Annotated in this window: 14 protein-coding genes; all 14 read right to left on the bottom strand. The window is 48.0% G+C overall.

Annotation, left to right across the window (positions count from 1 at the left end; all coding sequences use genetic code 11):
* Positions 1-94: 94 nt before the first annotated feature.
* Entirely contained in the window at positions 95-1750 is a 1656-nt protein-coding gene (locus O3661_RS04935; RefSeq protein WP_371492498.1) for an AMP-binding protein, read from the bottom strand.
* A gap of 93 nt (positions 1751-1843) precedes the next feature.
* Positions 1844-2947, bottom strand: coding sequence for a tRNA 2-thiouridine(34) synthase MnmA (gene mnmA / locus O3661_RS04940; RefSeq protein ID WP_371492499.1), 1104 nt, complete (start codon positions 2945-2947; stop codon positions 1844-1846).
* 126 nt (positions 2948-3073) lie between these two features.
* Positions 3074-3550, bottom strand: coding sequence for a copper chaperone PCu(A)C (locus tag O3661_RS04945; RefSeq protein WP_049331348.1), 477 nt, complete (start codon positions 3548-3550; stop codon positions 3074-3076).
* 131 nt (positions 3551-3681) lie between these two features.
* Positions 3682-4065 carry a diacylglycerol kinase gene (locus tag O3661_RS04950; RefSeq protein ID WP_150537723.1) on the bottom strand — a complete coding sequence of 128 codons (384 nt, stop codon included), beginning with the start codon at positions 4063-4065 and terminating at the stop codon, positions 3682-3684.
* Between the two features lie 68 nt (positions 4066-4133).
* Positions 4134-5090: a glutathione synthase gene (gshB, locus tag O3661_RS04955; protein ID WP_371492501.1), complete on the bottom strand. Its 957-nt coding sequence runs from the start codon at positions 5088-5090 to the stop codon at positions 4134-4136.
* 115 nt (positions 5091-5205) lie between these two features.
* Complete coding sequence (recN, locus tag O3661_RS04960) at positions 5206-6867, bottom strand: DNA repair protein RecN (protein ID WP_371492502.1); 1662 nt, start codon at positions 6865-6867, stop codon at positions 5206-5208.
* A 199-nt stretch (positions 6868-7066) separates the two neighbouring features.
* Positions 7067-9082 (bottom strand): BCCT family transporter, encoded by a 2016-nt coding sequence (locus O3661_RS04965; RefSeq protein WP_371492504.1) that lies wholly within the window; start codon positions 9080-9082, stop codon positions 7067-7069.
* A 250-nt stretch (positions 9083-9332) separates the two neighbouring features.
* Positions 9333-9941 carry an SMC-Scp complex subunit ScpB gene (locus tag O3661_RS04970; protein WP_371492505.1) on the bottom strand — a complete coding sequence of 203 codons (609 nt, stop codon included), beginning with the start codon at positions 9939-9941 and terminating at the stop codon, positions 9333-9335.
* Between the two features lie 69 nt (positions 9942-10010).
* The gene (locus tag O3661_RS04975; RefSeq protein ID WP_036472354.1) at positions 10011-10244 is read right to left on the bottom strand and encodes a glutaredoxin family protein; all 234 of its coding nucleotides are present in this window, start codon (positions 10242-10244) and stop codon (positions 10011-10013) included.
* A 149-nt stretch (positions 10245-10393) separates the two neighbouring features.
* The gene (locus O3661_RS04980) at positions 10394-10594 is read right to left on the bottom strand and encodes a (2Fe-2S)-binding protein (protein WP_003681978.1); all 201 of its coding nucleotides are present in this window, start codon (positions 10592-10594) and stop codon (positions 10394-10396) included.
* Between the two features lie 227 nt (positions 10595-10821).
* A complete protein-coding gene (gene xerD / locus O3661_RS04985; protein ID WP_004519441.1) occupies positions 10822-11700 on the bottom strand; it encodes a site-specific tyrosine recombinase XerD in 879 nt (292 codons plus the stop codon).
* A gap of 75 nt (positions 11701-11775) precedes the next feature.
* Positions 11776-12219, bottom strand: a complete 444-nt coding sequence (locus O3661_RS04990) for a peroxiredoxin (protein ID WP_004519440.1) — start codon at positions 12217-12219, stop codon at positions 11776-11778.
* 36 nt (positions 12220-12255) lie between these two features.
* Entirely contained in the window at positions 12256-12891 is a 636-nt protein-coding gene (locus tag O3661_RS04995; RefSeq protein ID WP_004519439.1) for a deoxynucleoside kinase, read from the bottom strand.
* 97 nt (positions 12892-12988) lie between these two features.
* Positions 12989-13477, bottom strand: coding sequence for a 2-amino-4-hydroxy-6-hydroxymethyldihydropteridine diphosphokinase (gene folK, locus O3661_RS05000; RefSeq protein WP_371492506.1), 489 nt, complete (start codon positions 13475-13477; stop codon positions 12989-12991).
* Positions 13478-13488 lie beyond the last annotated feature (11 nt).

Consider the following 13488-nt stretch of genomic DNA (forward strand, 5'->3'; position numbering starts at 1 on the left):
TTAACTTGAAGCAGCATATTCTGGCAAACGGCAAAAGCTTCAGGCCGTCTGAAAACAGCGTTTTCAGACGGCCTTATCATACTGATTCTATATATCAGCGCAGCTCGCGGCGCAGGATTTTGCCAACGTTGGATTTTGGCAACTCGTCGCGGAATTCGATGTCTTTCGGCACTTTATAAGCAGTCAGCTCTTTACGGCAGAAATCGATCAGCTCTTCCTTGGTCAAAGACGGGTCTTTGCGTACGACGAAGACCTTAATCGCTTCACCGGTTTTCTCGCTTGCCACGCCGATACAGGCGACTTCCAAGACTTTGTCGTTGCTGGCTACTACCTCTTCGATTTCGTTCGGATACACATTGAAACCGGATACCACAATCAAATCTTTTTTGCGGTCCACCAGCTTCAGCCAGCCTTTTTCATCCATCACGGCAATGTCGCCGGTCTCCAAAAAGCCGCGTGCATCGATTGCTTTGGCGGTTTCTTCAGGACGGTTCCAATAGCCTTTCATCACTTGCGGACCGCGTACCCACAATTCGCCCGGCTGTCCGATAGGCACTTCTTTGCCGTCCGCATCGCGTAATTCGACTTCGGTCGAAGGAACCGGCAAACCGATACCGCCGCTGTAAGCCTCGATATTCAAAGGATTGCAACATACGCCTGGACTGGCTTCGGTCAAGCCGTAAGCTTCCACAATCGGCGTACCGGTGATTTTTTTCCATTTTTCCGCAACGGCTTTTTGCGTTGCCATACCGCCGCCCAAAGTCAGCTTCAAACGGGAAAAATCGACTTCGGTGAAATCCGGACGGTTGACCATCGCATTAAACAGGGTATTCACACCGATGAACACGCTAATCGGCTCTTTTTTCAATTCACCGATAAACCCCTTCATATCGCGCGGATTGGTAATCAGGATGATTTTAGAACCGGTATTGGCAAAGATCATCAGGTTTACCGTCAAGGCAAAGATATGATAAAGCGGCAACGCGGCAATAACCGTTTCTTTGCCTTCGTGCAGGCTGTTTTTAATCCATTCTTTTGCCTGCAACATATTGGCGCAGATATTGCCGTGACTGAGGACGGCGCCTTTTGCCACGCCAGTCGTGCCGCCTGTATATTGCAACAAGGCAGTATCGTCGCGTGTCAACTCGACTGGTTTGAACGTATTTGCCGCACCTTGCTTCAAGGCTGTCTGAAAAGTCACGGTATTGGGAATACGGTATTCCGGCACCATTTTTTTCACTTTGCGGATGACGAAGTTCATCAACGCGCCTTTAATCATGCCAAACATCTCGCCGACTGATGCGACAATCACATGTTTGATTTGCGTACGCGGCAACACCAGCTCCAGCGTATTGGCAAAGTTTTCCAACACGACAATCGTGGTCGCGCCGCTGTCTTTCAACTGATGCTCCAACTCGCGCGGCGTATAAAGCGGATTGGTATTCACTGCCACCAAGCCTGCTTGCAAAATACCGAAAAGCGCGATCGGATACTGCAAAACGTTCGGCATCATAATCGCCACGCGCTCACCGCGCGGCAGTTTCAATACGTTTTGCAGGTAAGATGCAAAATCCGTTGCTAACTTGCCCACTTCGGCATAAGTCAGCGTTTTGCCCATGTTTTGAAAAGCCGGTTTGTCCGCGAATTTTTCGACGCTTTGACGGAATACGTCGCTGATGGAGCTGTATTGCGTGATGTCGATTTCGGCATTGACGCCTTGTTCGTAGCTTTTGAGCCAGAGTTTTTCCATGTTGATTCAGTCTTTGTTTTAGTCGTTTTTAGAATGTAGGCCGTCTGAAAGGCTTGATTTAATCTGCCGCTTCGTTTTCAGACGGCCCTTGTGTTAAGCAGTAATGATGACAGGCTTGTCGGTGGACATGATGATACCGCCACCCAAGCATACATCGCCGTCGTACAGTACCGCTGATTGTCCGGGGGTTACTGCCCATTGCGGCTCGTCAAAGATAAGCTCGATGGTTTCATCATCCAAGTAACGCAACGTACAAGGCGCGTCGGCCATACGGTAGCGCGTTTTGCAGGTATAGCGTCCTTCTTTCGGACGTTCGGGCAATGTGAAACTTAAATCGTTCATAACTAGGCTTTGCGTATAAAGCAAAGGATGGTCATGGCCTTGTACGACAATCAGTTCGTTTTTGGTCAAATCCTTGGCCGCAACAAACCACGGCTCGCCTGCGCCGCCGATGCCCAAGCCTTTACGTTGGCCCAGCGTGTAAAACATCAAGCCGACGTGTTCGCCGACCACTTTGCCTTCAGGGGTCACCATTTTGCCATTATTGGTCGGTAGGTATTTTTGCAGAAATTCGCGAAACGGGCGTTCGCCGATAAAGCAGATGCCGGTACTGTCTTTTTTGGTTGCAGTCGGTAATTTGAATTCTTCGGCAAGACGGCGGACTTCAGGCTTCTCCAACTCACCCAATGGGAAAATTGCGCGCTCGAGTTGGAAAGGCTTGAGGCGGTATAGGAAATAGCTTTGGTCTTTGTTTTGATCCAACCCTTTGAGCAGGTAATGCACGCTGTTTCGAACTTCTTTTCGGGCATAGTGTCCGGTGGCAATGGTATCGGCGCCCTGCTCGATGGCGTAGTCCAAAAAGCATTTAAATTTGATTTCGGCATTGCACAAGACATCCGGATTCGGTGTGCGGCCTGCGCTGTATTCTTTGAGGAAATAGGCAAATACGTTGTCTTTGTATTGTGCGGCGAAATTGACGATGTCGATGTCGATGCCGATGATGTCAGCAACGGCAATGGCATCAAAGGAATCTTGTTTGATGCTGCAATATTCGTCGTTGTCGTCATCTTCCCAGTTCTGCATGAACACGCCGCTGATTTGATGGCCTTGCTGTTTGAGCAGGGCCGCGGTAACGGATGAATCGACGCCGCCGGAAAGGCCGACGATGATGTTTGCTGGTATGTTGTGAGTATTCATGAGCGGAATGTGGGTTTCAAATACATTTTTTAAAGCGTGATTTTAGCACATTTTGATTTGACGACAGAAAAGGCCGTCTGCAAGCCCAATGACTTTCAGACGGCCTTTATATGCAAATTCAAGCAATTAGTGCTGATGTGCGCCACCGTGTGCACCGTGGTCGTGCTGCATGTCGGCTTTAGGTGCGGTTTTCACTTCCAGCTCGACAGTTTGAGGTTTCGCGTTTTTGAATTTCAGGGTTACAGGCACTTTTTCGCCTTCTTTCAATTGTTTTTTCAGACCCATGAACATAACGTGGTAGCTGCCTGGTTTCAGCTCGGTTACGCCTTTTGCAGCCAAAGGCACGCCGCCTTTAACTTCGCGCATACGCATAACACCGTTGTCGTTAATATGGGTATGTACTTCAACGCGTTCTGCAACAGGGCTGCTGCCGCCTACCAAGAAGTCTTGTTTGGCTTCATCGTTTTGGATTTTCATGAATGCGCCACCCATTTTCATACCTTCGACAGTAGCACGCGCCCAACCGTCTTCGATATGGATACCGGCTGCAGATACGGAAGTTGCCAAGCCTGCCAGAATCAGGGTTGCCATTAATTTTTTCATGTTTTGCTCCTTGTGTTTGCCAAATGGCTGGGATATACAGCCTTCATCTTACAACCAAAGGCCGTCTGAAAACTTTGATATAGATTAATTAATACTATCTAATCCTAACGAATTACTATATTACCACATTTTTAAGCAGTTAATGCAATAATCCAAACAATAAATAACATGAACAAAGCCATCAATTGCGCGGCCGAGCCGGCATCTTTGGCACGCTTGGCCAGCTCGTGTTTTTCAGTAGAGGTATGGTCAACGGCTGCTTCGACGGCGGTATTAAACAATTCGGTAATCAATGAAATAAACGATGCGACAACAAGCACCATTTTGGTGACCGGGCCGAAATCAAGGAACAAAGCCAAAAAAATTAAAATCAGGTTCAACCAAAAAACTTGGCGAAATGCGCTTTCATAACGATACGCGGCAGCCAGTCCGTCTTTGGAATAACCAAACGCATTAATGATGCGCTTGATGCCGTTTTTGCCTTTTTTTTCAGATGCGTAGGAGGATGGTTCCATCATATTCTCAACATAAAAAGGCCGTCTGAAAAGAAACGGTCGGATCAATTTTCAGACGGCCTTTGGGTTTATTGTTTTGCCCAAGATGCTACGGCATCTGCAAACATGGTGGCAACGTCGAAATCTTTTTGCTTCATGATTTCTTGGAAGCCGGTCGGGCTGGTTACATTGACTTCGGTCAGGTTGTTGCCGATGACATCCAAACCGGCAAGCAAAATACCGCGACGCTTCAATTCAGGCGCAAGGGTTTCTGCAATCTCACGGTCGTGTTCACTCAATTCCTGTGCCACGCCGCGACCGCCGGCAGCCAAGTTGCCGCGCGTTTCGCCGTTTTGCGGAATACGCGCCAAAGCATACGGAACAACTTCCCCGCCGATAATCAAAATGCGCTTGTCGCCATGTACGATTTCAGGAATATAACGTTGTGCCATGATGGTGCGTGAATCAAGCTGCATCAGGGTTTCCAAAATACTACCGATATTGGGGTCGGATTCGGTCAGGCGGAAAATGCCCATACCGCCCATGCCGTCCAACGGTTTGATGATGATGTCGCCGTATTCTTTCAAAAAGGCACGGACATCGGAGGAACGTGTGGTAACCAAAGTCGGCGCGATAAACTGGCTAAAGTTCAAAATCGCCAATTTCTCATTGAAATCACGCATTGCTTGTCCGCTGTTAAATACTTTTGCGCCCTGCTGCTCTGCCAAAGTTAAAAACTGGGTCGCATACAGATATTGCATATCAAACGGTGGATCAGTGCGCATAATGACCGCATCGAAATCTTTTAAGGCCGTCTGAACTTTTGCCTCTGATTTAAACCATTCGTGATCGTCATCGTTCTTCGCACCGACAAACTCAAATGCCGCTGCCTGAGCCACTACCCAGCCTTCACGGACGGACAATTCTCCGCTCAAGGTATGAAAAAGCTGCCAACCGCGCTTTGCCATTTCACGCATCATGGCGTAAGTAGTGTCTTTATAGGTTTTAAAACTTGCCATTGGATCGGCGATAAACAGGACTTTCATCAAAATTTCCTTGTAAACAGACGATATAATCATACCTTGTATTCTGCCTGCCTGAAAAGGTGGCAAAATATAGAAAAGGCCGTCTGAATCCTATTTTCAGACGGCCTTGAAGCTTTTAGGCGGCTGCCAAATGCAAGAGTTCGGCGGCATGGCTGCGTGTGGTATCGGTAATGATTTCGCCACCCAGCATACGCGCGATTTCCTCAATGCGCTGATGATGGTTCAAGACACTGATTTCGCTGACGGTTTGCTCCCCTTCGCTATGCTTGCGAACCTGCCAATGGTTTTCACCGCAAGAGGCGACTTGAGGAAGATGGGTTACCGCCAAGACTTGATGTTTTTTACCTAAGGCACGCAAAGCTTTACCGACCATTTCAGCGACGCCGCCACCAATACCGGTATCCACTTCGTCAAAAATCAATGTCGGCACTTGCGTGTATTGGCTGGCAACCACTTGCAAAGCCAAGCTGATACGCGCCAATTCGCCACCGGAAGCCACTTTGTTCAAAGGTCGGGACGGATTGCCTTTATTCGCCGCCACTTGGAATTGCACCTGTTCCAGACCATGTGCGGTCGGCGAAGACGGCAACAAGACGATGTCAAAACGTGCGCCCTTCATGGCTAAATGTTGCATATGCTCGGTTGTTTCTTCGCCCAAACGGCCGGCCGCCTGATGACGCATGGCGGAAAGGATATGCGCGGCTTCGTGGTATTCGGCAAGATTACGTGCGACTGTATTCTTCAAAGCTTCCAAATCGGCAGCCGCGTGCAGGTTTTGCAGGCGCTCATCGATTTCTGCCAGCTTTTGAGGCAACTCTTCCGGCTCAATGCGGTATTTACGCGCCATACTCATCAATTCGCCCATACGGCTTTCTTGTGCGGCCAATTCATTAGGATCGATATCGCTGCGACCGGCCACATCGCGCATATTGGCACTGATTTCACCCAACTCGGCTTGAATACTTGCCAACATATTCAGGCTCTCGGCAAAACGCGGCTCAATGTTTTGCAGATTACCCAGCAGTTTTTGGCATTGGTAGATTTGACGTTGGATGCCGTTGTCTCCGTCTATGCTGTCGCCCACCTGCTCAGCAGTTTGCAGCAACTCGGCCGAATGCGCCAGACTGTCGTGGCTTTGGCTTAAGGTTTCCCATTCGTTGGGTTTGAGCTCCAATTGGTTCAATTCATTAAACTGCCATTCCAAACGCTCGCGTTCGATGGCCATGGTTTCTACCTGCTCTTGCGCTTCTTGCAGTGCCTTTTTTGCATTGACCCAATTTTGATAAAGCTGCTTGACTGTTTCTGCCTGCTCTTTGCTGCCGGCAAATGCGTCCAACAACTCGCGTTGCGCAGACTCTTGATTCAACGAATGATGGGCATTTTGGCCGTGAATATCGATTAACTGCTCGCCAATAGCTTTCAGCTGCGCCAATGTTGCTGCCTGATTATTGATATAACTGCGACTTTTACCCTTGGCATCGATAATACGGCGGATGCTGAGCTCTTCGGCATCTTCTTCCAAAAGACCTTGCTCCTGCAGCTGCGCTTTCAATTCAGACAAACCGCTGATATCGAACAAAGCCGACAACTGCGCTTCTTTGGCGCCGCTGCGCACTTGGCTGTAATCGGCTTTATCGCCCAACAACAGGCCAATCGCATCCAGAATAATCGATTTGCCTGCACCGGTCTCGCCCGTCAATACGGTAAAGCCGTTTTGAAAATCAAGATTCAGGTTTTCAACAATGACAAAATCACGCAAAGAAAGTGCCAACAGCATTGCAGTATTCCTTAGTAAATCACCCGCATCTATGCGGAATAGCTTTAGATAAACTGATTATAACTAAGATTTTTTATAGTTTGAATCAGATTTTTCTTATAGTTTATCTAAGATATTTATTTTAAACAACTTATTTTTTAAGCAGGTAATAAAAAGGCCGTCTGAATATTGCTACATGTTCAGACGGCCTAAATTTGCTTTATTCTGCCAGCTCTACTTGTTCATGCCCCATTAATTCCTGCCCCACTCCGGCAAGCAGGTTCAGATAACGCTCATACTGCTTGAGCATATCGGCAATCAATTCTTTTTGCGTCATATATTGCACATCGTATCCATCGCGCCCATCCGAGAAATACGTCAACGGTATGAACGTTACCGCATATTTGAAATGAGGCAGGCTGTCTTCGCGAATCAACTGATCGGTAATTTCCCGCTTTACGGATTTAATCCCATAGATAAAATCCCTTACCGTCCCTTTATGCACCACCAGCTCCACCGACGGCTCATCCTGTTGCAACAGGCAACGGATTTCTACGTCCATATTGTATTTTTCGGTCAATTCGTTTTTCAATTCCTGCATTGCCGGAAGCGCCGTATTTTTCATAAATTTGATGATATCGACTTCCTGCGTCTGATTCATCATTTGGCCAAGGCGTTCCCTCCAATGATCGCCCGACCAGAAAATACTGCTCGGATTGACGGCGGTTGCAAAATAGTTGGCATCGTTGTTCAGAGCTTTCCACAAAGAAACCATCATAAAAATCATCAACACCGCAAACGGCAGAGACGCAATCAGGGTCATGGTTTGCAAGATAGGCAAACCGCCGGCACCCAGCAACACAATAGCCACAGCCGAAATCAACACACCCCACATAACCGATTGCCACTTAGGCGAAGCCAGCCCTTTATCGCGCGAAGCAATATTGTTCAGCACATAAATGCCCGAGTCGGCAGAAATGATAAAAAACAGCGCAATCACCAGCAATGCCACCAAGCTGCTGACAACCGGCCACGGCAAATAATTCAAAAAGGCAAACAACAGTTTTTCAGGCTCGTTGGTCAAGGCAGACAATGCGCCGTTTGCCACATGCGTGTCCAGCCACAAGGCCGAATTGCCAAATACGGTAAACCACAAAATACTCATCAGGCTAGGCACTGCCAATACGCCAAAAATAAATTCGCGGATGGTCCTGCCTCGTGAAATTCGGGCAATAAACAAACCGACAAAGGGTGACCACGAACACCACCAAGCCCAATACAACACCGTCCAGCCGGTAAACCATTTTGTATGCTCAGGCTCGTAGGTATATGACTTGAAGCTGAACGAAACGAAGTTGCTCAAATAAGTACCCAAATTGTCGCTGAATGCAAAAATCAAATACGTCGTCGGCATACTCAGCAAGACAAACAGCATCAAAGCCAGTGCCAATACCAAGTTGGTTTCGCTCAAAATTTTGACGCCTTTGCCCACGCCCGAAGTCGCGGAAAATATGGCAATCGCCATCACAACAACGATAATGCCGACCTGCAAAACATAGCTGTTGTCCTGCACCCAGCCCATCTTCAACAAACCTGAACCCATTTGTGCCGCGCCAAATCCCAAGGTTGTGATAATACCGAACAAAGTCGCAATCAAAGCCATCACATCGATGGCATCGCCCATTTTGCCGTTGATTTTGTCTTTTAAAATCGGATAAAAGCAGGAACGCAACGCCAGCGGCAATTTATAACGGAAACCGAAATACGCCAAGGCAAGCGCAATGATTCCGTAGATTGCCCAGGCATGAATCCCCCAGTGGAACACCGTATGCAGAATCGCCTCTTGCGCATTGCCTTTGGCAATCGGGGAAGAGAAATGCGATAAAGGCTCGGCCACCCCGAAAAACATCAAGCCCACGCCCATGCCGGCCGCAAACAGCATGGCCAGCCATGATAAAAATGAAAACTCAGGTTCATCCTCGTTTGTACCCAACCTGATACTGCCGAGGCTGCTAATGGGAAGCGCCAATAAGAAAATAAGGAATACAGAGAAAGTCAGAATGTAAAACCAACTGACATTTTGAAAGATAAACTGCTTCATTGCATTTAACAAAGCCTCAGTATTTTGAGGCCAAACCAAAGCAGCTGACAAAAGCAAAAGGACGAAGAAAAGCGTAATACCGACCACGCTTGGGTTGAAAGAAGATTTGTTTTGAATGAATTGTTTGAATTTCATATCGGTTCCGTAGTTGATACAGCGCATATTTGAAGAACAAACGGGCTGCCGATTGATAAAGAAAGAAACGTTTCCGTATGCCTTCTCAAACTATTCCAGAATGAGAGATATTTATTCTAATAATTTCCAAATTATATCACAAAATCAATAAGTTACTAAGTTAAATGAAAATTATATTTAAAATCATGATGTTACACAACAATAAAGGCCGTCTGAAACACAATTATTTCAGACGGCCTTTACATTCAAATCAGTTAATCAGTCTGCTTCCTGATTCAACTGCTTCTTCAGATTCCTCATCGCCCGTCGGCGGCGTTTCCATCAAATCAGGCAACACCAGCTCGCCCAATTCAGTCAGCGGCGGCAATTCTTCCAAACTTTCCAAACGCAAATCGCTTAAGAATGTTGCCGTGGTTGCCCACAAAGCCGGACGGCCGACAGAATCACGGTGGCCGATGACTTCAATCCAGCCCCTATCCTGCAAGGTTTGCATGACATTTTGCGACACCGCCACGCCGCGTATGCCTTCGATATCGCCACGCGTGACCGGTTGCTGATAGGCAATAATCGCCAGTGTTTCCATTACGGCGCGGGAATAACGCGGCGCGCGCTGCTCTTGCAGGCTGCCCAGTCGTTCAAAGGCGGCTTGGGCGATTTGGAAACGCCAGCCCTCATGGGTATGCATCAGTTGCAAAGCCCTGCCCTGCCAGCGGGCCTTCAATTGCGCCAACACATCAATCAACTTGTCTTGCGACAACGGCGGCACGCACAATTCGCGCATGGCTTTTTCGTTTAAGGGTTCGACTTGCGTCAACAGTGCCGCTTCAATCAGCGCATCGGGAGAAAGTTTTTCAGTCATAATAAAATCAATGTTCATACGGCATGAATAGCCAAAGGCCGTCTGAAAGACAATATGGTCAACGGTTTGTTATGCGCTCAAATGCGCTTTCAGTTTTTCTTCGTCCAAAAACCAATGGCAGATTTCGGTATCGCCATCCAGCAAAACAGGCACCAGCTCATTGTACTTTTCTTCTAAAACCGGATCTTCATCAACATCGACAATATCCAGCTCAAATCCAAACTGCTCCTGATAAGGCTTTAATTGTTCGCGCATTTTGTGGCACAGGCTGCAATACTCCCGAAACATCAAGGTCAGTTTCATGGCGGTTACTCTCGGAGGGACAAAAGCGGCCATTGTATAGCAAAATGCCTCCAAACCATACAGGCATGACAAAGGCCGTCTGAACAGGCGCGAAACGAAATCAAGGATTTCTGTCACGCCTTCAGACGGCCTTTGTGTATATTCTAAAATTAAGACTGAACGTTGATACCGGCAGTCACAGTATTTTGGGCACTGCTTGCAGTCAAAAATGACGCTGCCAATTCGCCGCAACAACCGCAACAAGTCGCCACACCTAATTGAGCCTGCAAATCGCTCATGGTGGTTGCACCGGCGGCGATAGTCTCTTTGATGTCGTGGTCGGTAATGGCGTTGCAGATGCAGACAAACATGATGTGCTCCAATAATTTTGTTACCCTCTGTAATTGAGAGTAGGATTTATTCTTGAACGTAAATATAAATAAAAACGGTTTGCATTGCAATATTGGCACTGTCCTTTTGTTTTGAAATTTTTCTATGTAAATTTGTATTTTGATTGTTATTTTATAAATAATAAACTTTATAACTGTTCAGACGGCCTCAATAACAAAAAGCGGCATCTTCGAGATGCCGCCTTTATTTATGAACGGGAATGGTGTTCATCGACCATGTTTTTCAAACGAATATTGGCAACATGGGTATAAATCTGCGTGGTGTTGATATCGGAATGTCCCAACATCATCTGGACCGAACGCAAATCGACGCCGTGATTGACCAAATGCGTGGCAAAAGCATGGCGCAAACCGTGCGGACTGAGCGAAGCAATACCGGCCGCTTCGGCATATTCTTTGACTATCATCCATGCAAGTTGACGGCTGATGCCGCTGCGTTTCTGGCTGACAAACACTTCGTCGCAGATTTTGTTTTTCAGCAACAACGGGCGCGATTCGTTGCAATAGCGTTCCACCCAATACGCCGCTTCCTGCCCCAGCGGAACCAGACGCAATTTGTCGCCCTTGCCTATGGTACGGATACTGCCGCGATGTAAATCGATATCGCTGAGCGTCAATTTGACGGCTTCGGTCACGCGCAAACCTGTTGCATACATGACTTCAAGCAAGGCTTTGTCGCGCAGCCCGTGCAGCGTTTCCACATCCGGCTCAGCCAGCAGCGCATCGATTTGGGCTTCGGTAATCAGCGTGGGCAGTTTGCGTTCCGATTTCGGCGCCTTGAGAAAACGGGTGGGATTGTCTGCTCTTTGGCCTGTCTCTTCCAACCAGCCGTACATACGCTTGCAAGCCGACAATGCCCGTGCTTGGGACGTGTTTTTTTCTCCCTCCGCATACACAGCATCAGACAGGGCAAATTCATCGGCACTCAACCAATCCTGCCCGCCCTCGGTCAAACGCGCGGCGACTTTGACCAAATCACGGCGGTAACTTTGCAGCGTATTGTAGCTGAGCCGGTCTTGCAGCCAAAGGGATTCAAGCAGCTTGTCTATTAAATCGTCCATACTCATCAAACTGTATTGAAAGGCCGTCTGAACGGCATGACTTTACATCCGTTCAGACGGCCTTAGGTTTTCAAAGCCCTATTAAGAGGCTTGAGAGATTGTATCCAAAACTTCCTGCGCGTGTCCGGCCACTTTGACTTTGCGCCACTCATGGGCGATTTCGCCGTTTTCGTCCAGCACAAACGTGCTGCGCTCGATGCCGAGGGATTCTTTGCCGTAAAGCTTTTTCAGCTTGATCACGTCAAACAGTTTGCAGACGGTTTCTTCTTTGTCGCTCAACAATTCAAACTGGAAGCCTTGTTTGGTGCAGAAATTCTGATGCGATTTGACACCGTCGCGCGAAATGCCGACAACGGTATAGCCCAATGCTTTGAATTGTTCCAATCGGGCATTGAAATCCAAGCCTTCGGTGGTACAGCCGGGCGTGCTGTCTTTAGGATAAAAATAGACAACCAACGGCAAATGTTCGGCGGAGTTAAAATCGCTACCGGAAGAAGATGGGAGTGTGAATTGATATTTTGACATATTATTCCTTTCAGACGGCCTAAACCTAGCCTACGTTTATTTTTCGCTTAAATTCAAATAACTGCGCGTACCTTGAAAATCTTCCAATGTACGCAACAAAAGCTGGAAGTAGTCGTCATTGCCGGCTAAATCCAACTCATCGGCATTGACAGTCAGCAAAGGCGCGCTTTGATACAAATGGAAGAAATGACTGTATTCGTCATGCACCCGTCCCAAATAGCCTTCGGGAAACAAGCTGATAATGCCTTCGTGACGTTTTTGCAGACGTTTGCGGTTGTTTTCGACAGCGGTTTGCAGATAAATCACCACATCGGGCTCCGCGTATTGCGGCAGAATGCGTTGCTTCATATCGGCAAAAAGCTGCTGCTCGTCATCATTCAAAACGATGGGCGTAAAAATACGGTCTTTTTCCGGCAAAAAATCAGCCACAACCATTCCGCCTTGCGCGCATTGGTCTTCAATAATATTCACGCTTTCAGCGCGGCGCATCAGGAAGAAAAGTTCGGCAGCCAAGCCATTATTGGAAACATTGCTGTAAAACTTCATGAGAAACGGATTGTGATCCGGATTCTCCGACAACAGCAACGCGCTGAAATGCTCTGCCAAGCGGCGGCTCAAAGCGGTCTTGCCGCTACCGATGGCGCCTTCGACAACAATATAACGAGGATTCATAGTAACTCTTTGTAATGTGTTTCCCAACAATATTTTATAGCAAAAAAGGCGTGTCCAACACGCCCTTTCTTGTTTTCGTCCGTTTTTCAGACGGCCTTTATTCTTTCAACAGGCGAATACCCTGCCCGCCCAAAGCCTGAGCCAACTCAGCCGCACGGCCATGCTCGCCCAACTCGAAATCCGGAAGGATTTCAGCCAGAGGAAACATAACGAAACTGCGCTCATGCGCGCGCGGGTGCGGCAAGGTCAGATGCGGGTCATCACTGAGGATACCGTCAAAATCAATAATGTCCAAATCCAAGGTGCGCGGCGCATTACGGAAGGTACGTTCGCGCCCAAATTCGGCCTCAATGCGGTTTAACTCTGCCAACAGCGCTACGCCGTCCAATGAAGTTTTCACCGCACAAACGGCGTTCACAAAATCGGGCTGATCGTCATAGCCGACCGGCGCAGTCAAATACAGGGAAGATGTTTTTTCGAGCCGGATATGAGGATGCGCGGCCAATTCGGCCAAAGCGGCGCGAATCTGTTCGGCAGGATTGGCGAGATTGCTGCCCAAAGCGACAACGGCAAAATGCGGATACATTTCAGACGGCC

The organism is Neisseria sp. 20925_1_37 (assembly GCF_041433255.1).
GTDB classification, from domain to species: domain Bacteria; phylum Pseudomonadota; class Gammaproteobacteria; order Burkholderiales; family Neisseriaceae; genus Neisseria; species Neisseria flavescens_D.